Raw genomic sequence first — 22802 nt, 5'->3', positions numbered from 1 at the left:
CCCGCCGACAATGGCGGCATGAGTCTGACTGCAAGGCTGCGCGCGCTCGCGGCCGACCCCGATTTCCGCAGCGGCGCGCGCGACATGGCCTCGCCCTCCCTGGGCCTGGCCGCCTGGGGCCTGGTCGCGGGCGTCACGATGGTGAAGGCTGGGCTCAGCCTGCCTCAGGCCATGGGCATGTCGCTGCTGGTGTTTGCCGGCAGCGCCCAGTTGACGGCCCTGCCGCTGATCGCTGCCGGCGCCCCGCTGTGGGTGCTGCTGGCCACGGCCTTCTGCGTCAATCTGCGCTTTGTCATCTTCAGTGCGCAGTGGCGCCACTACTTCGGCCACCTGCCCCGCGCGCGCCGGCTGGTGACGACGTACTTCGCGGCCGACCTGAATTTCGCCTATTTCGTGAAGCGCTATCCCGACGCCGCTCCGGCGCCGGGCCAGCTGCGCTATTTCTGGGGCGGCGTGGCCGTCAACTGGCCGACCTGGCAGGCCTGCTCCTTCGCCGGCATCCTGCTGGCCGACCGCATCCCGCCGCAGTGGGGCATCGGCTTCGCCGGCGTGCTGGCGCTGCTGGGCATCTCCTACGCGTTGCTGGCCGAGAAGACGCTGTGGTGGGTGGCCGTCACGGCCGGCGCGGTGTCCATCGCGACCTACTCGCTGCCGCTCAAGCTCAACATCCTCTGTGCCATCGTCGCGGCCGGGGCGGTGGGCTGGTGGCTGGATGCACGGAGGTCTGCCAAGTGAGCGAGCTGATGACCTGGATCGCGCTGTTCGGCCTGGCCGGCGTCACGGTGCTGACGCGCGGCTTCTTCATGATCGGCGACCGGCCCCTGCCCATCCCCGACTGGCTGCGCGAGCTGCTCAAGGTCGCGCCGCTGGCGGCCCTGGTGGCCGTCGTCGCGCCCGAGGTCTTCATGACCCAGGGCCACGTCATCACGACCTGGCAGGACGCGCGCTGGCCCGCCGCGCTGGCCGCGACGGCCTACTACTTCTGGCGCCGCGGCATCCTCGGCACCATCCTGGTCGGCATGGCGGTGATGCTGCCGCTCAGGCTCGGACTCGGCTGGTAACCGGCATGCGCGCGCGGGCGGCGAGAATCGGGCCAGTTCTTCTCAACTGCATCGCCCGACCATGAACGTCATCCGCTTCTCCGACCTGATCGCCGCCGGCAAGGTGGCCGGCCAGCGCGTCTTCATCCGCGCCGACCTCAACGTGCCGCAGGACGACAACGGCAGGATCACCGAGGACACCCGCATCCGTGCCTCGCTGCCCGCCATCAAGATGGCGCTGGACGCGGGCGCGGCCGTCATGGTCACGTCCCACCTCGGCCGCCCGACCGAAGGCGAGTTCAAGCCCGAGGACTCGCTGGCCCCGGTGGCCGAGCGCATGGCCGAGCTGCTGGGCCGCCCGGTGCCGCTGCAGCGCGACTGGGTGGACGCCGTCTCGGTGGCGCCGGGCCAGCTGGTGCTGCTGGAGAACTGCCGCGTCAACAAGGGCGAGAAGAAGTGCAGCGAGGAGCTGTCCCGCAAGCTCGCGGCGCTGTGCGACATCTTCGTGCACGACGCCTTCGGCACCGCCCACCGCGCCGAGGCCACGACCTATGGCATCGCCAAGTACGCCAGGGTCGCCTGCGCCGGCCCGCTGCTGGCCGCCGAGATCGACGCCATCACCAAGGCCCTGGCCAACCCGCGCCGCCCGCTGGTGGCCATCGTCGCCGGCTCCAAGGTCTCGACCAAGCTGACCATCCTGCAGAGCCTGGCGAGCAAGGTCGACGGCCTCATCGTCGGCGGCGGCATCGCCAACACCTTCATGCTGGCCGCCGGCCTGAAGATCGGCAAGTCGCTGGCCGAGCCCGACCTCGTCGACCAGGCCAAGGCCGTCATGGCGGCGATGGCCGCGCGCGGCGCCGAGGTGCCCATTCCCGAGGACGTCGTGACCGCCAAGACCTTCGCGGCCGGCGCGACTGCGGCCGTCAAGGCGGCCACCGACGTGGACGACGACGACCTCATCCTCGACATCGGCCCCAAGACGGCCGCCAGGCTGGCGGACAAGCTCAGGGCGGCCGGCACCATCGTCTGGAACGGCCCGGTCGGCGTGTTCGAGTTCGATGCCTTCGCCCATGGCACCGAGGCCATCGCCCGCGCGATCGCCGAGAGCGTCGCCTTCAGCATCGCCGGCGGCGGCGACACGCTGGCGGCCATCGCCAAGTACGGCATCGAGAAGGACGTGGGCTATATCTCCACCGGCGGCGGCGCCTTCCTGGAGGTGCTGGAGGGCAAGACCCTGCCGGCCTTCGAGATCCTCGGCCGGCGCGCCGCCGGCTGATCGCCGACACCCCCGACGCCCAAGGGCCCCGACCGGGGCCTTTCGTTTTTGGGCGATATCGGCTTCGGCATGGAGCGCCAGCAAACCGGCATCGGCGGCGGGCCGAAACCGGGCGTAACCTCGCAGGTTCCGCTCTGAAGACCCGCAGTCATGGAAAAGAACAACGCTCCCCTGCCTTCCGAACTCGCGCCCGCCGAAGCCGCGCTGCGCGACGCCGCCCGCGAGTACCACCGCGCGCCGACGCGCGGCAAGATTTCGGTCACGCCGACCAAGGCGCTGTCCAACCAGCGCGACCTGTCCCTGGCCTATTCGCCGGGCGTGGCCTATCCCTGCCTGGACATCGAGCGCGACCCGTCGCTGGCGGCCGAGTTCACGTCGCGCGCCAACCTCGTCGGCGTCATCACCAACGGCACGGCTGTGCTAGGCCTGGGCGACATCGGCCCACTGGCGGCCAAGCCGGTCATGGAAGGCAAGGGCTGCCTGTTCAAGAAGTTCGCCGGCATCGACGTGTTCGACATCGAGCTGGCCGAGCGCGACCCGGACAAGCTCATCGACATCATCGCGGCCATGGAGCCGACGCTGGGCGGCATCAACCTCGAGGACATCAAGGCGCCCGAGTGCTTCTACATCGAGCGCGAACTGTCCAAGCGCATGAACATCCCGGTCTTCCACGACGACCAGCACGGCACGGCCATCATCTCGTCGGCCGCGCTGCTGAACGGGCTGGAGCTGGTGGGCAAGGACATCACCAAGGTCAGGGTCGCCGTGTCCGGCGCCGGTGCCGCGGCCATCGCCTGCCTGGACGTGATGGTGGGCCTGGGCGTGAAGCGCGAGAACGTCTTCGTCTGCGACTCGCGCGGCCTCATCCAGAGCGAGCGCGAGGACGCCAGGGCCGGCAGGCTGGACGAGTCCAAGCAGCGCTACTGCCAGGTCACGAAGGCCCGCACGCTGGCTGATGTGGTGGCCGGCGCCGATGTCTTCCTCGGCTGCTCGGCCGCCGGGGTCCTGTCCACCGACATGGTCAAGACCATGGCCTGCCAGCCCATCATCCTGGCGCTGGCCAACCCCGAGCCCGAGATCCGCCCCGAGCTGGCCAAGGCCGTGCGGCCGGACTGCATCGTCGCCACCGGCCGCAGCGACTACCCCAACCAGGTCAACAACGTCCTGTGCTTCCCCTACATCTTCCGCGGCGCGCTGGACTGCGGCGCGACGCGGATCACCGAAGGCATGAAGCTGGCCTGCGTGCGCGAGATCGCCGCGCTGGCCAAGGCCGAGACCTCGGATGAGGTGGCTGCCGCCTACGCCGGCCAGGAGCTGGCCTTCGGCCCCGACTACCTGATCCCCAAGCCCTTCGACGCGCGCCTGATCCTGCGCATCGCGCCCGCCGTCGCCAGGGCCGCGGCCGCGGACGGCGTGGCGACGCGGCCGGTCGCCGACCTGGACGCCTACCGCCAGTCGCTGGAGCGTTTCGTCTACCAGACCGGCATGTTCATGCGCCCGGTGTTCTCCGCCGCCAAGGCGATGACGGCGGCCGGCGCGCCGGCCCGCGTCATCTACGCCGAGGGCGAGGACGAGCGCGTGCTGCGCGCCGTGCAGGTCGCGCTGGACGAGGGCCTGTGCCGGCCCACGCTGATCGGCCGCCCAGCCGTGCTGGAGGCGCGCATCCAGCGCGCCGGCCTGCGCCTGAAGCTCGGCGCGGACGTGGCCGTCATCGACCCCGAGGACGACCCGCGCTTCCGCCGGTATTGGGAGGCCTATCACGCGCGCATGAAGCGCAGCGGCGTGACGCCCGAGATGGCCAAGTCGGCCGTGCGGCGCTCCAACACGGCCATCGGCGCGCTCGCCATCGAGCTCGGCGACGCCGACGCGATGATCTGCGGCATGGTCGGCCGCTTCGACCGCCACCTGGAGCAGGTGCGCGACCTCGTCGGCCTGCGCGCCGGCGCGCGCCAGTTCGCCGCGATGAACGCGCTGATGCTGGACCGGATGACCCTCTTCCTGACCGACACCTTCGTCAACGACGACCCCAGCGCCGAGGCGCTGGCCGACATCGCCGCGATGGCCGCCGACGAGGTCAGCCGCTTCGGCCTGCCGCCCAAGCTGGCCTTCGTCAGCCACTCGATGTTCGGCTCCAGCACGCGGCCCTCGGCGCTGAAGATGCGCCGCGCCCACGAGCTGTTCGCGGCCGCCCGCCCCGACGTGGAGTGCGACGGCGAGATGCACGGCGACGCGGCGCTGTCCGAGAGCGTGCGCCAGGCCTTCCTGCCCGACAGCAAGCTCAGCGGCGCGGCCAACCTGCTGGTGCTGCCGACGCTGGACGCCGCCAACATCCTGTTCAACGTGCTGAAGATCAGCGTCAGCCAGGGCGTGACCATCGGCCCCGTGCTGCTCGGCGCGGCCCGGCCCGTGCACATCCTGACGCCCTCGGCCACCGTGCGCCGCATCGTCAACATGACGGCGCTGGCCGCGGCCGACGTCTGCGAGGTGCGCGCCGGCCGCTGAGGTTGCGGCGCACAACCCTGACCGAAGTCACGCTCCGCGCCCGCCGCCCCGGGCTTGCGAGAAGCCTGCGGCGCACTCGCCCGGCCACAATCGGCCCATGGTGCTGCGCTGGCTGCTCGCGGTTCTCGTCGTCCTCACCTTCGTCGGCCTCTATGCCAACGAACACTGGACGATGCACACCCTCGTGCTCGACGGGCACGGCGCCGGCCAGCGCCTGCTCGTCTACAGTGACGACGAGAGCGGCGGCAACAGCGAGGCCACGCTGCTGCCCGACGACGGCCACGGGCCGGCCGTGCGCTGCCGGCTACGCAGCACCTACCAGTGGCCCTTCTGCGAGATGGTCATCCAGTTCGACGCCCCGGGGCTGGACCTGAACCGCTTCAGCCGCATCCGGCTGTGGCTGCGCGCCGAAGGCCCCACGCACAACGGCGCGCCGGATCAGGTGCGTGTCTTCCTGCGCAACTACAACCCGGCCTATGCCGGCAGCGGCCCCCACCCCGACCTGAAACCGCACGAGGTGGTGCTGACGCCCGGCAACCGGCAGATGCCCATCGAGCTGCGCCTGTCGCAGTTCGTCGTCGCCACCTGGTGGGCACAGGATCACCAACTGCCCGACGAACTGCAGGGCGCCGAGCTCGACCGGGTGCGCATCTTCAGCGTCAGCACCGGCGGCGAGTCGGCGTCGGGCGAGCACCTGCTGCGGCTGGCGCGCGCCGAGCTGATCGGCAACTGGATCGCGCCGGAGAGCTTCCGCCTCGGCCTGGTCGGCCTGTGGATGGGCAGCCTGCTGGCCTATCTCGGCTGGGAGAGCTGGCACACGCGGCGGCGGCTGCAGGCCTCGCTGACGCGCTCGCAGGCGCTGGAAAAGCTCGTGCAGCGCGATCCGCTGACGCGCGTCGCCAACCGCGACGGCCTCTACCATGCGCTGGAACTGCTGCATCAGGTGCAGGGCGAAGAGGTGTTCCCGCTGGCCGTCGTCTTCGTCGATGCCGACCACTTCAAGCGCATCAACGATGAGCATGGCCACGACGTCGGCGACCAGGTGCTGGTCCATCTGGCCCGCACGCTGCGCGCCAACCTGCCGCGCGACGACCTGCTGGCGCGCTGGGGCGGCGAGGAATTCGTCATCGTGATGCCGCAGACCTCGGCCGCCGAGGCGGCCGGCGTGGCCGAGCGGCTGCGCCAGGCGCTGACCCAGGTCGAATGGCCGGCCGGGCTGGCCGTGACGGCGAGCTGGGGCGTGGCCCAGGCCAACGACGAGGCCGGCATCGATCTCGCGATGCGCGAGGCCGACCAGGCCATGTACCGCGCCAAGCATGCCGGCCGCGACCGCGTGGAGCGGGCCGCGCGCGCGTAACGGCGCGAAACTTCCGGCGGGCTCGGCGGCCCATAATTCCGCCGCCCCAGATCAGTTGAGACCAGCCATGACCCGCGCCACCAAGATCGTCGCCACCCTCGGCCCCGCCTCCAACACGCCGGAGGTGCTGGAACGAATGATCCGCGCCGGCGTCGACGTCGTGCGGCTGAACTTCTCGCACGGCAAGGCCCAGGACCACATCGACCGCGCGACCATGGTCCGCGCCGTGGCCGAGAAGGTCGGCAAGTCGGTGGCCATCATGGCCGACCTGCAGGGCCCCAAGATCCGCGTCGGCAAGTTCGAGAACGGCAGGATCGAGCTGGTGCCCGGCACGCCCTTCATCCTCGACGCCGACCGCAGCGAGCTCGGCAACCAGGACATCGTCGGCCTCGACTACAAGGAGCTGCCGCGCGACGTGAAGCCCGGCGACACGCTGCTGCTCAACGACGGCCTGCTGGTGCTGACCGTCGAGGCCGTGCGCGGCGCCCAGGTGCACACCGTCGTCAAGCTCGGCGGCGAGCTGTCCAACAACAAGGGCATCAACAAGCAGGGCGGCGGCCTGACCGCGCCGGCGCTGACCGGCAAGGACATGGAGGACATCAAGACCGCGATGTCCTTCCAGTGCGAATACCTGGCCGTGAGCTTCCCGAAGAACGCGACCGACATGGAGATGGCGCGCCAGCTGGCCAACGTGGCCGGCGAGCCCTACCGCCACAAGCCGGCCATGATCGCCAAGATCGAGCGCTACGAGGCCATCCCGCATCTCGAAGCCATCCTGAAGGCCAGCGACGGCATCATGGTGGCGCGCGGCGACCTCGCCGTGGAGGTCGGCAACGCGGCCGTGCCGGCGCTGCAGAAGCGCATGATCAAGATGGCCCGCGAGCTCGACAAGGTCGCCATCACCGCCACGCAGATGATGGAGTCCATGATCGTGAACCCGGTGCCCACGCGCGCCGAGGTCAGCGACGTGGCCAACGCCGTGCTCGACGGCACCGACGCCGTCATGCTGTCGGCCGAGACGGCCGCCGGCAAATTCCCCATCGAGACCGTCGAGCAGATGGCCGCCATCGCGCTGGAGGCCGAGCGCGCCGAGTTCGTCAGCCTCGACACCGACTTCGCCGGCCGCCAGTTCGGCCGCATCGACCAGTCCATCGCGATGGGCGCGCTGTTCACGGCCTACCACCTCGGCTGCAAGGCCATCCTGGCCCTGACCGAGTCCGGCTCGACGGCGCTGTGGATGAGCCGCCACCGCATCCAGGTGCCCATCTACGCGCTGACGACGCAGCCGATCAGCCAGCGCAAGATGGCGCTCTACCGCAATGTGCGCCCGCTGCTGATGCCCAAGTTCGACGACCGCGACGTGGCCCTGGCCGCGGCCGAGAAGATCCTCGTCGAGCGCGGCGCGCTGATGCCGGGCGACACCTATGCCATCACCTGCGGCGAGCCGATGGGCTACCCGGGCGGCACCAACATGCTGAAGGTCTGCAGGGTCAATTGACCCGCCGGCGCGCGGACAATGCGCGCATGCATACCGAACCCCGCCCCGCCCGCGCCAGCCTCGACGTGGTGCTGCCCGCCTACAACGAGGCGGCCTCGCTGCCGCAGCTGCTGCCCATGCTCGCCCAGGTGCTGGAGCCGCTGTCGGCGCGCTGGCGCCTCATCATCGTGGACGACGGCAGCGCCGATGCGACGCCGGCCGTCGTGCAGCAGGCCATCGCGGCGGGCACGCCCATCCGCTATCTGCGCCTGTCGCGCAACTTCGGCAAGGAGGCCGCGCTGACCGCCGGCCTGGCCGTGGCCGATGCCGACCGCGTGCTGCTGATGGACTCCGACGGCCAGCATGCGCCCGATCTGATCGCGCAGATGGACGCGGCCTGGCAGCGCGGCGCCGACACGGTCTGCGCGGTGCGCGCCAACCGCGACGAGGAGGGTGCGTTGAAGCGCCTGGGCACCAGCCTGTTCTACCGCATCGTCAACGCGTCCTCGCAGCTGCAGATCCCGCCCGACGCGGGCGACTTCCGGCTGCTGGACCGGCGCGTCGTCGCCGCGCTGAACGCGCTGCCCGAGCGCAACCGCTTCATGAAGGGCCTGTACGCCTGGGTGGGCTTCCGCACCGAGTTCCTGCCCTACACGCCGCAGGCCCGCACCGGCGGCCGCAGCAGCTTCTCGATGCGCCGCCTGATCCGGCTGGCGCTGACCGGCGTGACCGCCTTCAGCAATATGCCGCTGCGCATCTGGAGCGGCCTGGGCGCCATGGTGGCGCTCGGAGGCCTGGGCTATGGCGCCTGGATCGTCGTCGAGCACCTGATCTTCGGCGACCAGATCCCCGGCTGGGCGACCATGGTCGTCGGCCTGATGTTCTTCGGCGGCATCCAGATGCTGTCCATCGGCATCATCGGCGAGTACGTCGGCCGCATCTTCGACGAGGTCAAGCAGCGGCCGGTCTACGTCGTCGCCCACGACACGGGCGAGCCGCGGTGAAGCGGCTCGCCGTCTGCGCGGACGACTACGGCCAGGGCTCCGCGGTGGACCGCGGCATCCTGGCGCTGGCCGCTCAGGGCCGCGTCACGGCGCTGAGCGCCCTCGTCACGGCGCCGCGCTGGGCCGAGGCGGGGCCGGCCCTGCGCGACGTGCCGGCCGACGCCGGCCTGCACTTCAACCTGACCGAGGGCGAGCCGCTCAGCGCCGCGCTGCGCCGCCACTGGCCGCGCTTCCCGTCCCTCGGCAGCGTCATCGCGCAGGCCTTCCTGCGCCGGCTGCCGGCCGCGGTGGCCGACGAGTTCCAGGCCCAGCTGCAGCGCTTCGTCGCCGTCACGGGCCGTCCGCCCGCCTTCATCGACGGTCACCAGCATGTGCATGCGCTGCCCGGCGTGCGCCCTCATGCGCTGGCGGCCGCGCGCAGCCTGGGCGTGCCGCTGCGCAACACCGGCCGGCTGCCGGGCCAGGGCTTCGCGTTCAAGCGCCGCGTCATCGAGGCCTGCGGGGGCCGCGCGCTGGCGGCCGAGATGCGTGCGAGCCATGTGGCATCCGCGACGGCCCTGGTGGGCGTCTACGGCTTCGACCCGCGGGCCGACTACCGTGCGCTGATGCGCGGCTGGCTGGCCGCCGCGCCCGACGGCGCGCTGCTGTTCTGCCACCCGGCGCTGGGCGAACCCGATGCCGGCGACCCGATCGGCGCGGCGCGGGTCAACGAGATGGCCTATCTGGCCGGCGAGGCCTTCGCGGCTGACCTGGCGGAGTTTGGCGTCGAACTGAGCCGCTGATTTCCGGGCCGAGCGCCGGGCCACTCCCAAGCCGGCCCACCTGAGGCTGTTTGCGGCTCAATGCCGCAAACAGCCTCGTCCCGCGGGGGACCGACCAGACTCGCCCGCGTTCAGCGATGCGGGGCTGGGCGAGCACCTTGCTTCAGCGCTGCCCGAAGGTCCAGACCCGGTTGGCCGCGAAGCTGGCCAGCATGACGATGAGGGTCGCCGCGCCCTGGGCCAGCAGATAGTGCAGCCCGGCGCGCACGCCGGCGTCCACCAGCAGCATGCCGAGCAGCGCGCCCGCGCCGGCCGTCGCATGGAAGCGGCACCAGGCGGGCCACCAGGGGCCGCGGTGGTCGAAGGTGTAGCGCCGGTTGGCCCAGAACGCGATCTGCGCGCCGAGCAGCGCGCCGGCGCCCGAGCCCAGCCAGGCCGGCCAGTGCCAGGCCTCGACCACCAGCACCAGCAGCGCATAGTGCGCCGCCGTGGCGGCGACGCCGACGCTCGCGTAGCGCGCCAGCCGCTTCATGGGCAACTGGCGGGTGGCGGCAGCTCGAACAGCGTCGCGCGGCGGCCGGTGAACACGGGCCGCGCGTCGGGCAGGGCGTCCGCGGGCGCGGCCACGAGCCAGATGCGGCCTGCCTGGCAGCGTTCGCGGGCCAGCCGGGCCGGCGTCCACAGCACCTCGTCGCCGCGCGCGGGGTCGAAGCGGGCCGCGTCGAGCAGCTCCTGCCGCCAGCTGTCGCCGCCCCGGCTGCGCAGCGCCTCCCAGTCGTCCAGCACGGCGGGCGGCGCGTCGAGGCGGGCCTGCAGGCGCAGGTCGAAGAAGGAGCCGCCGGTCAGCAGCACGCGGTCGCCCGGCGCCAGGCGCTCGCGCAGCGCGGTGCCGACGTCCGAATGATCGGGGCGGCCCCAGTACACGACGGCGGGCACCGTGAGCACGCAGACCAGCGCCGCGACGACCCAGGCCGCGCGCTCGCCGCGCCGGCCGCGCCAGGCCTCGAACAGCAGCAGGGCCAGCGGCAGCAGCGCCGGCAGCACATAGCCGACCAGCTTGGAGCGCGGCATCGAGAAGAAGGCCAGGATGACGACGACCCACCAGAGGTCGAAGCCCGTGCGGCGCAGCGCGCCGGGCAGGCGCAGGCTCAGCGGCAGCGTGCCCAGCGGCAGCACGACGAGGAAGAACCACCAGGGCTGGGGGTTGTTGAAGCGCGCCTCGGTGTAGCGGGCGAAATGCTGTTCGATGATGAAGTAGTCGAAGAAGCCCGGGTAGCGCTGCTGCATGGCCACCATCCACGGCAGCGCGATGGCGACGAAAACGAGCAGGGCCAGCGGGTGCAGCGCGAAGCGCAGGTCGGCCCAGCGGCGGTTCGCCAGCAGCCATGGGGCAACGATGAGGCCGGGCAGCACGACGCCGATCAGGCCCTTGGACAGCAGGGCCAGGGCCATCGCGCCCCAGGCCGTGCACAGCCAGGCGAGGCTGCGCCGCTGCGGCGTCAGCGCACGCCGCGCGGCGGCGACGGCCAGCGAGATCCAGCCGGCCACCAGCATGTCGTGGTTGGCGTACTGGCTGCCGAGGTAGAAGAGCGGCAGCACGGCCAGCACGGCCAGCGCCTTGCATGCGCCGTCGTGCCCGTAGCGCGCACCGGCCTCGATCCACAGTGCCAGGCCCATCACCCAGGCGCCCACCAGCGGCGCCATGCGCAGGGCCAGTGCATGGGGCCCCAGCACTTTCAGGGCCGCAATGTCGATCCAGTACATCAGCGGCGGCTTGTGGAAATAGGGCATGCCGAACAGAGTTGGCGTCAGCCCGTCGCCGCTGCGCAGCATCTCGTAGGCCACGCCGCCGTAGCGGCCTTCGTCGGGCAGGGCCACGGGCCGCCAGCCGGCCGTGGCGACCAGCCACAGCGCCAGCAGGACGAGGGGCCACCAGGGCGGCAGGCGGCGGGTGAAGTCGGCAATTGAACGCATCGCGGCGGCCTAGTGAGAGGGGGACGGCGCCTGCCACCGGCTGGCGGTTCGTCGCGGGTTTCGTGGCAGGCGCGAAGCGGTTCGAATGCAGGCCGGAGCGGCATGGATCCGGCGCCACCATGGCCCGGCGGCGCCCGCGCGGATTATGGCTTGGCCCCGGGCGCTGACCGCGCCCAGGCCCATGCGGCCAAGCCTCAGGCCTCGGCGATGCGCCGGGCCAGATGGGCCAGCGCCTCCTCGACCTGGTCCACCAGCACCAGGCAGAGGTCGCCCGGCTGCAGGCGCGCCAGCGCCCGGTCGATGGCGATGAACTCGCCGACGATTTCCTCGACGTGCCGGGTGCGCGCGGCGCCCTGCAGGCCCTGGCGCAGCAGCGCGACGACCTCGCCGGCCGCGCGGCCGCGCTGGCAGGCGTCTTCGTAGAGGACGACCTCGTCGAAGGCGGCGCCGAGGATCTCGGTCTGCACGCGGATGTCCTCGTCGCGGCGGTCGCCCGCGCCGCTGATGACGACGCTGCGCTTGTTCGCCGGCAGCGCGGCCACCGCGCCGACCAGGGCCTTCATCGCGTCGCCGTTGTGGCCGTAGTCGGCGATCACGGTGGCGCCCTTGTAGTCCATCACGTTGAAGCGGCCCGGCGCGTTGTCGGCGTCGTTGGCGAAGCTGCCGACGCCGCGGCGGATGGTGTCCCAGTCCAGGCCCACGGCCCAGGCCGCGGCCACGGCGGCCATCGCGTTCTCGACCTGGAAGCCGATCAGGCCGCCGCGCGTCAGCGGCACGTCGCGCAGCGGGATGCTCTCGCGCCAGACGCCCTGGGCCGCGACGAGCTGGTCGCCGTCGACATAGACGCAGCGCTTGCCCTGGGCGCGGTGCGTGGCCATCAGCGGGTGGTGGCGGTCGGCCGCGAAGTAGATGACCTGGCCGGGACAGATGGCGGCCATCTGCGCCGTCAGCGGGTCGGTCGCGTTCAGCACCGCATAGCCGTTGGGCGCGACGTTCTGCACGATGACGCGCTTGACCAGCACCAGGTCTTCCGCCGTGTGCAGGAAGTTCATGCCCAGGTGGTCACCCGCGCCGACGTTGGTGACGACGGCGACCTGGCAGCGGTCGAAGCCCAGGCCTTCGCGCAGGATGCCGCCGCGCGCCGTCTCCAGCACGGCGGCTTCGACGTCGGGGTGCATCAGCACATTGCGGGCGCTCTTGGGGCCGGAGCAGTCGCCGCTGTCGATCTGGCGGCCGTCGACGTAGACGCCGTCGGTGTTGGTCATGCCGACCTTGAGGCCGCAGCTGGCGAACAGATGGGCGATCAGGCGCGTGACCGTGGTCTTGCCATTGGTGCCGGTGACGGCCACGACGGGGATGCGGCCGTCCTCGGCCGCGCCGCCGGACTTCTGCGAGCCGCCGAACAGGTGGCCGACGATGGCCTCGCCGACGTTGCGGCCCTTGCCGAAGCTGGGGCTGAGGTGCATGCGCAGGCCCGGCGCCGCGTTGACCTCGACGATGCCGCCGCTGATTTCTTCCAGCGGGCGCAGCACGCTCTCGGCCACCACGTCCACACCGCAGACGTGCAGGCCCACGACCTGGGCCGCGGCGATGGCGCGCGCGGCGACCTCGGGGTGCACGTCGTCCGTCACGTCGGTGGCCGTGCCGCCGGTGGACAGGTTGGCGTTGTTGCGCAGGATGACGCGCTGGCCCTTCTCGGGCACGGACTCGGGGCTGAGGCCCTGCTGCGTGAGCCGCGCGACGGCGATGTCGTCGAAGCGGATCTTGGTCAGCGACGTCGCGTGGCCATCGCCGCGGCGCGGGTCGGCGTTGACCTTGTCAACCAGCTGCTTGACCGTGTGCACGGCGTCGCCGATGACGTGGGGCGGGTCGCGGCGCGCGGCGGCAATGAGCTTGTCGCCGATGACGAGCAGCCGGTAGTCCGAGCCGGGCAGGAACTTCTCGACCATCACGGGGCCGATCTCGTCGGCCGCCTTGTAGGCGCTGTCGAAGTGCTCGCGCGTGGCGACGTTGACCGTCACGCCCTTGCCCTGGTTGCCGTCCTGAGGCTTCACGACGACGGGCAGGCCGATCTCCTGCGCGACGGCCCAGCCGTCGTCCGGCGAGTCGACCGGCCGGCCCGTGGGCACCGGCACGCCGGCGGCCTGCAGCAGGCGCTTGCAGAGGTCCTTGTCCTGGGCGATGGATTCGCTGACCGCGCTGGTCGCGTCCACCTCGGCGGCCCAGATGCGACGCTGCTTGGCGCCCCAGCCGAACTGCACCAGGCTGCCCTGCGTCAGGCGGCGGAAGGGGATGCCGCGGGCGATGGCCGCATTGACGATGGAGCCGGTGGAGGGGCCGAGGCGGATGTCCTCGTCCAGCTCGCGCAGCTGCGCGATGACGGCGTCGGCGTCGAACTCGCCGCCGCTACCGTCACTATTGAGCGCCGCGAGCACGAGCTTCAGCGCCTGCTCGAAGGCCAGGCGGCCGACGTCTTCCTCGCTGTATTCGATGACGATCTGGTAGGTGCCGGCCTCGGGCGTGACGTGGGTCTGGCTGAAGGTGACCGGGCAGCCGGCCTGGGCCTGCAGGGCCAGCGCGGCCTGCTCCAGCACCTGGGCCAGAGAGGCGTCGGCGCGCAGCTCGCCGATGGTGGGGAAGAGCTTGCGCAGGCGGGCCTCGAAGCCGGGCAGGCGTTCGAGCGAGCGCTCGGTGTCGGCGCAGTGCACGACGGCCTCGATGGCCGTGTGGCGGCTCCACATGTTCGGGCCGCGCAGCGCGCGGGTGCGGGAAACGTCCATGGTTTCTTGTTTATGCCAGGTGGAGGTCGGGAACGAAGGTGTCGAGGCCGGCGGCGATCAGCTCGGGCGAGATGCCCAGGGCCCAGGCGGCGGCGACGGCGGCGAGCAGCGTGGCGGCGTCCGTCGCGTTGCTGCCGAAGCGGCGCAGCAGGGCCTCGATGTTGGCGCCGGGCGTCTCGGCCGGGCCTTGCGCCAGCACGGCGGCGCCGCCGCGCAGGAAGACGGCGCGGCCGCCGCGGTCGCGGTGGTGGCGGATGGCTTCCAGCGTGCCGTCCTCGGCATAGAACACGACCTCGCCGTCGCTGAGCTCGGCCATGTCGACGAGGCGCGGGTGGGCCGCGTTCAGCACGCTGGCGCCGTCGCTGAGCACGACGTCGACCTGGGTGCGCAGCACCTTGTAGAGCTGGTCGGCGTCCTGCACGTCGAACTCGGCCAGGGCCGCGATGCCGTCGAGGTCGGTGACGACGCCGACCGTCGCGCGGTCGTAGGCCAGGCCGTCGCGCAGGATGGAGGCGGCGTCGTTCTCGACGACGACCGCGTTGACGCCGCGGTTCATCAGCAGCCGGTGGGCGGCGTCCCAGCAGGCGCTGTCGCGCTTCTCGACGCGGCGCGTGCCGAGGAACAGGCCGTCCTTGCAGGCCAGGCCGACGTGGCGGCCGTTCAGGTGCAGCAGCCAGGCGACGAGGCGGGTGATCTGGTGGCCGCCGCGCGAGCCGGCGACGCCGACGATGGGGATGCGGCCGGACTCGTCCTCGGCGAACAGGTGGTCGATGATGGCCTGGCCCACGGGCTGGGGCGCGCCGCTGGCCGGCTTGAGGTGCATCAGCAGGCCCGGGCCGGCGTTGACCTCGACGATGGCGCCGCCGGTCTCGGCCAGCGGCCTGGAGATGTCCTCGGTGACGAGGTCGACGCCGGCGATGTCCAGGCCCACGGTGCGGGCGGCCAGCGACACGGCGTGGGCGACCTCGGGGTGGACCTCGGGCGTGCAGTCGATCGCGACATTGCCGTTGCGCTGGATCAGCACGGCCGTGCCCGCGGCCGGCACGGACTCGGGCGTGAGGCCCTGGCGCTGCAGGTCCAGCAGGATGACGCCGTCTTCCGCGACCCGGATGCGGTTCAGCGGGAAGTCCTCGGTCAGGCCGCGGCGTGGGTCGACGTTGATCTGGCTGTCGACGAGCTGGGTGACCGTCTGGCGGCCGTCGCCGTGGACCCAGGCCGCCTCGCCACGCGAGGCCGCCACGACCTGGCCGCCGACGACGAGCAGCCGATGCTCGTTGCCGCGGATATAGCTTTCCACCAGCACCGACGAGCCGTGCGCATCGGCCAGCTTGAAGGCGGCCTCGCAGTCGGCCTGCGTCGAGATGTCCAGCGTGACGCCGCGGCCGTGGTTGCCGTCGCTGGGCTTGACGACGACGGGCAGGCCGATGTCCTGGGCCGCCTCCCAGGCCTCGGCGGCGGTCTTGACCTCCTGGCCCGCCGGCACCGGCACGCCGACGGCCTTGAGCAGGGTCTTGGTCAGGTCCTTGTCGCCGGCGATGCCCTCGGCGATGGCGCTGGTCATGTCGGTCTCGGCCGTCCAGATGCGGCGCTGGCGCTGGCCGTGGCCGAGCTGCACGAGGTTGCCGTCGTTGAGCCGGATGTGCGGGATGCGGCGGTCCGTGGCCGCGGCCACGATGGCCGCCGTGGAGGGGCCGAGGTAGCAGTCGTCGAGCTTGTCGCGAACGCGGGCCACGGCGGCCGGCACGTCGAAGGCCTCGGCGTTGATGATGGCCATCAGCAGCGCATGGCCCTCGGCGAGCGCGGCGCGGGCGACCTGCTCGTCGCGCGCGCGGAAGACCATGCGGTAGACGCCGCGCTGGCTGGTGGAGCGGGTCTGGCCGAAGCCCGTGGGCATGCCGGCCAGGTTCAGCAGCTCGATGACGATGTGCTCCAGCACGTGGCCCATCCAGGTGCCGTCGCGCAGGCGCTCGATGAAGCCGCCGCGCTCGCCGACGCCGCAATGGTGCTCGATCAGCGCGGGCAGGGCGGTGGTCAGGCGGTCGTTGAAGCCGGGCAGCAGGTTGGAGGGGCAGTCCTCCAGCTCGCCCAGGTCCAGCCAGACCTCCAGCACCGGCCGGTAGGTCCACATATTCGGCCCGCGCAGGTAGTTGATGCGCAGCAGGCGGATGTCGTTCTTCTTGCTCATGGAGTGGGGGAGTTGGGCGCCGGGAAGCGCGTGGAATTGTGCGCCGAAGTCATCGGGGAGAATTGCGACAGCCCGTCAGAGCGAACAACAACATGCAAGACCACCCTCCCGTCACAGCGCATCATCCGCAAATGGCCACCCTGCAGGGGCGGCTCCTGGCCGGCGAGAACGTGGTGGCCACGCTGGAGGTTGACCTGGGCGCCGACGGCCGCTTCGCCCAGGGGCTGATCGCGCTGACGAATTCACGCCTGCTGGCCTTCGAGCCCGCGGGCGGCGGCTGGGCCGAGTTCCCGCTGGCCGTCGGCCAGAGCCTCAGGCTCATCGACCACGGCGGCCTGGCCTTCATGGAGCTGTTCGGCGCCGACCGGCGCCTGGCGCGCTGGCGCTTCACGCTGGCCTGCAACCCGGCCGCCGTGCGCTTTGCCGCCGGCTTCGAGCGCGAGCTGCAGCGCCTGGCCGGCCATGTCGTGCTCGACGACGAGGCCGAGGGCGAGGACTCCGGCTTCGACTTCGGCGAGGCCGGCACGCCGCCCAGCACCTGGGTGCTGCTGCGGCTGTGGCGCTTCGCGCGGCCCTACCAGGGCCAGTTGCTGCTCGGCTTCGCGCTGATGATGGGCGCGACCGGCGCGACGCTGGTCTCGCCCTATCTGACCATGCCCTTGATGGACAAGGTGCTGATCCCCTTCCAGAACGGCCAGGCCATCGACCCCGGCCTCGTCATGTGGCTGCTGGGCGGCCTGCTTGGCGCGGCGCTGTTCTCGTGGGCGCTGGGCTGGGCCAAGACCTATCTGCTGGCCCTGGTCTCGGAGCGCATCGCGGCCGACCTGCGCACGGCGACCTTCGAGCACCTGCTCGGCCTGTCGCTCGAATACTTCGGCAACAAGCGCACCGGCGACCTGATGTCGCGCATCGGCTCGGAGACGGACCGCATCTCGGTGTTCCTGAGCCTGCACGCGCTGGACTTCATCACCGATGTGCTGATGCTGGCGATGACGGCCCTCATCCTGTTCAGCATCCATCCCGGCCTGGCGCTGGCGACGCTGGTGCCGCTGCCCTTCATCGCCTGGCTGATCCACCTCGTGCGCGACAAGCTGCGCACCGGCTTCGAGAAGATCGACCGCGTCTGGGGCGAGATCACCAATGTGCTGGCCGACACCATCCCGGGCATCCGCGTCGTGAAGGCCTTTGCCCAGGAGAAGCGCGAGGCCACGCGCTTTCGCGACGCGAACCAGAAGAACCTGCAGGTCAACGACCGGTTGAACAAGACCTGGAGCCTGTTCACGCCCAGCGTCGCGATGCTGACCGAGATGGGCCTGCTGGTCGTCTGGGGCGTCGGCATCTGGCTGATCGCCCACCAGAGCATCACGGTGGGCACGCTGACCGCCTTCCTGGCCTATATCGGCCGCTTCTACGGGCGCCTCGACTCGATGAGCCGCATCGTGTCCGTCACGCAGAAGGCCGCGGCCGGCGCCAAGCGCATCTTCGACATCCTGGACCACGTCTCCAACGTGCCCGACCCGGTCAACCCCCAGCCGTTCGAGAACGTGACCGGCGCCATCTCCCTGCAGGGCGTCAACTTCCGCTACGGCTCGCGCTCCGTCATCCGCACGCTCAACCTCGACATCCGCCCCGGCGAGATGGTGGGCCTGGTGGGCCACAGCGGCTCGGGCAAGAGCACGCTGGTGAACCTGATCTGCCGCTTCTACGACGTGACCGAGGGCGCCATCAAGGTCGACGGCACGGACCTGCGCAGAGTGAAGGTGGCCGACTACCGCCGCCACATCGGCCTGGTGCTGCAGGAGCCCTTCCTGTTCTTCGGCACCATCGCCGAGAACATCGCCTACGGCAAGCCGGACGCGACGCGCGACGAGATCGTGGCCGCCGCCCGCGCGGCCCATGCCCACGAGTTCATCCTGCGCCTGCCGCATGGCTACGACAGCCTCGTCGGCGAGCGCGGCCAGGGCCTGTCGGGCGGCGAGCGCCAGCGCATCTCCATCGCCCGCGCGCTGCTGATCGACCCGGCCATCCTGATCCTCGACGAGGCGACCTCGGCCGTCGACACCGAGACCGAGAAGGAGATCCAGCGCGCGCTGGACAACCTCGTCAAGGGCCGCACGACCATCGCCATCGCCCACCGCCTGTCCACGCTGCGCAAGGCCGACCGCCTCGTCGTCATGGACCGCGGCGAGATCGTCGAGCTGGGCCCGCACGACGAGCTGATCGCCCGGCAGGGCCATTACTGGCGCCTGTGGGAGGCCCAGGCCCGCCGCGTCGACGCCGAGGCCGCCGAGGACGGCGGCCTGATGGTCGTGGCCCCCAACCCGAATGCGCACACGGTGAACGCATGAGCACGACGCTTCCCTTCCGCGACCTGCACCTCGATGCCAACGGCCGGCTGGTGCTGACCGACCTGAACGGCGACGCCCACGTCGGCGTGACGCCGGTGCGCGCCCACCCGATCTCGGCGCCGGACGAAGGCCTGTCCCTGGTCGGTAGCCATGGCCACGAGCTGGCCTGGGTCGAGCACCTGTCCGCCCTGCCCGACGGCCCGCGCCGCCTGCTGGAGAGCGAACTCGCCGCCCGCGAATTCCATCCGACGCTCAAGCGCCTGATCGCCGTGAACACCTTCGCGACGCCCAGCACCTGGCGCATCGAGACCGACCGCGGCGAGGTCGACTTCGTGCTGAAGAGCGAGGAAGACATCCGCCGCCTGGAAGAAGGCCGGCTGCTGATCACGTCCACGCACGGCGTGCAGCTGCAGGTGCCGGACCGCTGGGCGCTGGACAAGCATTCCAGGCGGCTGCTGGAGCGGTTCTTGTAGCAAGGTTCGCGCGCAGCGCGACTGCCCCTCGCGCGACTGCCGTGGAGCCGGCTTTGCCGGGCCACTGGCAGTGCCCCCTTGGGGGGGCGCGCGAAGCGCGTGGGGGCGGTCTTATTCAGCCATCTGCGACTGCAGGTAGTTCTGCTCGCCGACCGTCTTGACCAGCTCCAGCTGGGTCTCGAGGTGGTCGATGTGCTCCTCGGTGTCGTCGAGGATCTCGACGAAGATCTCGCGCGAGACGTAGTCGCGCACGCTCTCGCAGTAGGCGATGGCGTCCTTCAGGTGGACGTGGGAGGCCTTCTCGATCTTCAGGTCGCACTCCATCGTCTCGACGGCGTTCTCGCCGATCAGCAGCTTGCCCAGGTCCTGCAGATTGGGCAGGCCTTCCAGCACCAGCACGCGCTCGATGAGCTTGTCGGCGTGCTTCATCTCCTCGATGGACTCCTCGTACTCGTGCTTGGCCATCTTGGCCAGGCCCCAGTTCTTCAGCATGCGGGCATGCAGGAAATACTGGTTGATGGCGGTCAGCTCCAGCTTGAGCTGCTGATTGAGGTGGACGATGACCTGGGCGTCGCCTTTCATGGGGCTCTCCGGAACGTGGGACTGGGCTGGCAGTATCCCCAGCGAAAGCCCCTCGGCAAAACCGCTCTTTCTGCAAATGAGATCGATTCGCATTAAAATTCCGACCATGATTGTTTGCGTCTGCCACCGCGTCTCCGACCGCGACATCGCGATTGCCGCCTCCAGCGGCTGCCCGAGCTTCGAGGCCCTGCAGGACGATCTGCGCGTGGCCACGGCCTGCGGCGCCTGCCGCGACTGCGCCTGCGCGGTCTTCGAGGAGAGCCGCGTCGAGGGCGGTGCGCCGCGCGCCCGCGGCATGGCCGCCGCCGTCCAGCCGCTGCTGGCGGTCTGAGCCTTTACAATCCACGCTCCGGTCGGCAACGGCCGCCGGCGTCCGCGTCGTCTGATCTTGAGTGTTGTGTTTTGCCGCAGCCGCTCGGGCTGCGGATGAATCCTGATCCAACAACACCTAGGAATCTCTCATGAGCACCATGCAAACCGGCATCGTCAAATGGTTCGACGACGGCAAGGGCTTCGGCTTCATCACTCCCGCCGACGGCGGCAAGGATCTGTTCGCCCATCACAGCGAAATCAAGAACAACGGCGGCTTCCGCACGCTGGCCGAAGGCGCCCAGGTCGAGTTCGAAGTGAAGCAGGGCCCCAAGGGCCTGCAGGCCTCGAACATCCGCGCGCTGTAATTCACGCGTCGCCCCGACACAAAGCCCGCGCCTGGCGCGGGCTTTGTGCTTTCCGTGGCCGCGCAACGACAATTGATGGCTATGTCCGCAATCCCCGCCGCCGCGCCGAAGGCGCTGACCGCTTACCGCCCGTTCTGGGCCAAGCGCTTCGGCCCCGCGCCCTTCCTGCCCATGAGCCGGCCGGAGATGGAGCAGCTCGGCTGGGATTCCTGCGACATCGTCATCGTCACGGGCGACGCCTACGTCGACCATCCGAGCTTCGGCATGGCCGTCATCGGCCGCACGCTGGAGGCCCAGGGCTTCCGCGTCGGCATCATTGCGCAGCCGGACTGGAACAGCGCCGATGCGTTCAAGGCGCTCGGCAAGCCGAATCTTTTCTTCGGCGTCGCGGCCGGCAATATGGACTCGATGATCAACCGCTACACGGCTGATCGGAAAATCCGCAGCGACGACGCTTACACGCCGGGCGGCGAGGGCGGCCGCCGCCCCGACCGCGCGACGCTGGTCTACACGCAGCGCTGCCAGGAAGCTTTCAAGGACGTGCCCATCGTCATCGGCGGTATCGAGGCCTCGCTGCGCCGTATCGCCCACTACGACTACTGGCAGGACAAGGTGCGCCGTTCGGTGCTGGTGGACAGCAAGGCCGACCTGCTGGTCTACGGCAATGCCGAGCGCGCCATCGTCGAGATCGCCCACCGCCTGGCGCGCCGCGAGCCCATCGAGAGCCTGACCGACGTGCGCGGCACGGCCTTCATGCGCCGCGACGGCGATCCGTCGGCCGACGGCTGGTTCGAGCTGGACTCGACCGAGGTGGACCGCCCCGGCCGCGTCGACGAGCTGATCAGCCCCTACCAGGAGATCAAGCAGGAGGCCTGCGCGACCGAACCCGACGCGCCCAAGCCGATCACCCTCCACAAGACCGGCCGCATCGTGATGCCGCCGCGCGACCACACCGTCGTGCGCCTGCCGGCCTACGAGCAGGTCAGGAGCGACGCGGTGCTCTACGCCCACGCCAACCGCGTGCTGCACCTGGAGACCAACCCCGGCAACGCCCGCGCGCTGGTGCAGCGCTACGACTTCAACGGCATCGCGCGCGACCTCTGGATCAACCCGCCGCCCATCCCGCTGACGACGCCGGAGATGGACCATGTCTTCGACCTGCCCTATGCGCGCAGCCCGCACCCGAGCTATGCGGACGCGGCCGGCAGCCACGACGGCGCGACCAAGATCCCGGCCTGGGAAATGATCCGCTTCAGCGTCAACATCATGCGCGGCTGCTTCGGCGGCTGCACCTTCTGCTCCATCACGGAGCACGAGGGCCGCATCATCCAGAGCCGCTCGGAAGACTCCGTGATCCGCGAGATCGAGGAGATGCGCGACAAGGTCAAGGGCTTCACCGGCATCGTGTCGGACCTCGGCGGCCCGACGGCCAATATGTACCGCATCGGTTGCAAGAGCCCCGAGATCGAGGCCGCCTGCCGCAAGCCCAGTTGCGTCTACCCGGGCATCTGCCCGAACCTGAACACCAGCCACGACCCGCTCATCAGGATGTACCGCCGCGCGCGTGCGCTGCCGGGCGTCAAGAAGATCCTGATCGGCTCCGGCCTGCGCTACGACCTGGCCGTGCAGTCGCCCGAGTACGTGAAGGAGCTGGTCACCCACCACGTCGGCGGCTACCTGAAGATCGCGCCCGAGCACACCGAGGGCGGCCCGCTGTCCAAGATGATGAAGCCGGGCATAGCCACCTACGACCGCTTCAAGCAGATGTTCGAGGCGGCCAGCGCTGCGGCCGGCAAGAAGCAGTACCTGATCCCCTATTTCATCGCCGCCCACCCCGGCACCAGCGACGAGGACATGATGAACCTCGCCGTGTGGCTGAAGAAGAACGGCTTCCGCGCCGACCAGGTGCAGACCTTCTATCCCAGCCCCATGGCCACGGCCACGGCCATGTACCACTCGGGCTTGAATCCGCTCAAGGGCATCAGCCGCGACGACAGCCGCGGCGAGAAGGTCGACGTCGTGCGCGGCGAGCGCCGCCGCCGCCTGCACAAGGCCTTCCTGCGCTATCACGACGCCAACAACTGGCCGCTGCTGCGCGAGGCCCTGAAGGCCATGGGCCGGGCCGACCTGATCGGCAACGGCAAGCACCACCTGATCCCGAGCTACCAGCCCGTCACCGACGGCAGCTACGACAGCGCGCGGCGCAAGAACTCGACCTCGGCCAAGCCGGCCACGCCGCGCAAGGGCCAGCTGCTGACCCAGCACACCGGCCTGCCGCCGCGCGTGACGGGCGCCACCCGCGCGGGCGGCCCGCGTCCGGGCAAACCCGGTAAGCGTTGAGGGGGACTGCGGGACATTTGCCCGCG

The 22802-nt window shown here is 70.7% G+C and carries 18 protein-coding genes; 13 read left to right on the top strand and 5 right to left on the bottom strand.

Going from position 1 to position 22802, the window contains the following annotated elements:
* Positions 1–18 precede the first annotated feature (18 nt).
* The 8 genes from NYP07_RS12550 to NYP07_RS12515 all read left to right on the top strand — a co-directional run bounded on the left by NYP07_RS12550 (position 19) and on the right by NYP07_RS12515 (position 9438).
* Positions 19–735 (top strand): AzlC family ABC transporter permease, encoded by a 717-nt coding sequence (locus NYP07_RS12550; RefSeq protein ID WP_268150916.1) that lies wholly within the window; start codon positions 19–21, stop codon positions 733–735.
* 8 nt (positions 736–743) lie between these two features.
* Complete coding sequence (locus NYP07_RS12545; RefSeq protein WP_268151107.1) at positions 744–1061, top strand: AzlD domain-containing protein; 318 nt, start codon at positions 744–746, stop codon at positions 1059–1061.
* A gap of 61 nt (positions 1062–1122) precedes the next feature.
* Complete coding sequence (locus tag NYP07_RS12540) at positions 1123–2316, top strand: phosphoglycerate kinase (protein ID WP_268150914.1); 1194 nt, start codon at positions 1123–1125, stop codon at positions 2314–2316.
* A 150-nt stretch (positions 2317–2466) separates the two neighbouring features.
* Positions 2467–4818: an NADP-dependent malic enzyme gene (locus NYP07_RS12535; protein ID WP_268150912.1), complete on the top strand. Its 2352-nt coding sequence runs from the start codon at positions 2467–2469 to the stop codon at positions 4816–4818.
* A gap of 97 nt (positions 4819–4915) precedes the next feature.
* A complete protein-coding gene (locus NYP07_RS12530; RefSeq protein WP_268150910.1) occupies positions 4916–6175 on the top strand; it encodes a GGDEF domain-containing protein in 1260 nt (419 codons plus the stop codon).
* A 67-nt stretch (positions 6176–6242) separates the two neighbouring features.
* Positions 6243–7673, top strand: a complete 1431-nt coding sequence (pyk, locus tag NYP07_RS12525; protein WP_268150908.1) for a pyruvate kinase — start codon at positions 6243–6245, stop codon at positions 7671–7673.
* A 26-nt stretch (positions 7674–7699) separates the two neighbouring features.
* Positions 7700–8656 carry a glycosyltransferase family 2 protein gene (locus tag NYP07_RS12520; protein WP_268150906.1) on the top strand — a complete coding sequence of 319 codons (957 nt, stop codon included), beginning with the start codon at positions 7700–7702 and terminating at the stop codon, positions 8654–8656.
* Positions 8653–9438, top strand: coding sequence for a ChbG/HpnK family deacetylase (locus NYP07_RS12515; RefSeq protein WP_268150904.1), 786 nt, complete (start codon positions 8653–8655; stop codon positions 9436–9438). The genes NYP07_RS12520 and NYP07_RS12515 overlap by 4 nt, the downstream gene beginning before the upstream one ends.
* A 142-nt stretch (positions 9439–9580) precedes the next feature.
* Here NYP07_RS12515 and NYP07_RS12510 read toward each other — a convergent pair whose 3' ends face one another.
* The 4 genes from NYP07_RS12510 to NYP07_RS12495 form a co-directional block, all read right to left on the bottom strand.
* The gene (locus NYP07_RS12510) at positions 9581–9949 is read right to left on the bottom strand and encodes a GtrA family protein (protein ID WP_268150902.1); all 369 of its coding nucleotides are present in this window, start codon (positions 9947–9949) and stop codon (positions 9581–9583) included.
* On the bottom strand, positions 9946–11391 hold the full coding sequence (locus NYP07_RS12505) for an ArnT family glycosyltransferase (RefSeq protein ID WP_268150900.1): 1446 nt from the start codon (positions 11389–11391) through the stop codon (positions 9946–9948). Before NYP07_RS12505 ends, NYP07_RS12510 begins: the two co-directional genes overlap by 4 nt.
* A 194-nt stretch (positions 11392–11585) precedes the next feature.
* Positions 11586–14171 (bottom strand): cyanophycin synthetase, encoded by a 2586-nt coding sequence (cphA, locus tag NYP07_RS12500; protein ID WP_268150898.1) that lies wholly within the window; start codon positions 14169–14171, stop codon positions 11586–11588.
* A gap of 10 nt (positions 14172–14181) precedes the next feature.
* Positions 14182–16356: a cyanophycin synthetase gene (locus tag NYP07_RS12495; protein WP_268150896.1), complete on the bottom strand. Its 2175-nt coding sequence runs from the start codon at positions 16354–16356 to the stop codon at positions 14182–14184.
* A gap of 92 nt (positions 16357–16448) precedes the next feature.
* Between NYP07_RS12495 and NYP07_RS12490 the strand changes: the two genes are divergently transcribed.
* Together NYP07_RS12490 and NYP07_RS12485 are read left to right on the top strand one after the other, a co-directional pair.
* Positions 16449–18704, top strand: coding sequence for a cyanophycin metabolism-associated ABC transporter (locus NYP07_RS12490; RefSeq protein WP_378990257.1), 2256 nt, complete (start codon positions 16449–16451; stop codon positions 18702–18704).
* On the top strand, positions 18701–19177 hold the full coding sequence (locus tag NYP07_RS12485) for a cyanophycin metabolism-associated DUF1854 family protein (protein ID WP_268150892.1): 477 nt from the start codon (positions 18701–18703) through the stop codon (positions 19175–19177). The genes NYP07_RS12490 and NYP07_RS12485 overlap by 4 nt, the downstream gene beginning before the upstream one ends.
* Before the next feature lie 111 nt (positions 19178–19288).
* Here NYP07_RS12485 and bfr read toward each other — a convergent pair whose 3' ends face one another.
* Positions 19289–19759, bottom strand: coding sequence for a bacterioferritin (gene bfr / locus NYP07_RS12480; RefSeq protein WP_268150890.1), 471 nt, complete (start codon positions 19757–19759; stop codon positions 19289–19291).
* A gap of 106 nt (positions 19760–19865) precedes the next feature.
* Here bfr and NYP07_RS12475 point away from each other — a divergent pair, with 106 nt between their 5' ends.
* The 3 genes from NYP07_RS12475 (at position 19866) to NYP07_RS12465 (ending at position 22776) form a co-directional block, all read left to right on the top strand.
* Positions 19866–20090, top strand: a complete 225-nt coding sequence (locus NYP07_RS12475; RefSeq protein ID WP_268150888.1) for a (2Fe-2S)-binding protein — start codon at positions 19866–19868, stop codon at positions 20088–20090.
* Between the two features lie 139 nt (positions 20091–20229).
* Positions 20230–20436, top strand: coding sequence for a cold-shock protein (locus NYP07_RS12470; RefSeq protein WP_268151105.1), 207 nt, complete (start codon positions 20230–20232; stop codon positions 20434–20436).
* Positions 20437–20517: 81 nt separating this feature from the next.
* Complete coding sequence (locus tag NYP07_RS12465; protein ID WP_268150886.1) at positions 20518–22776, top strand: YgiQ family radical SAM protein; 2259 nt, start codon at positions 20518–20520, stop codon at positions 22774–22776.
* Positions 22777–22802 lie beyond the last annotated feature (26 nt).

Source organism: Pelomonas aquatica, from assembly GCF_026712205.1.
GTDB classification, from domain to species: domain Bacteria; phylum Pseudomonadota; class Gammaproteobacteria; order Burkholderiales; family Burkholderiaceae_C; genus Pelomonas; species Pelomonas aquatica.
The sequence above is the reverse complement of the archived record's forward strand: the minus strand, read 5'-3'. Positions and strand labels throughout refer to the sequence as shown.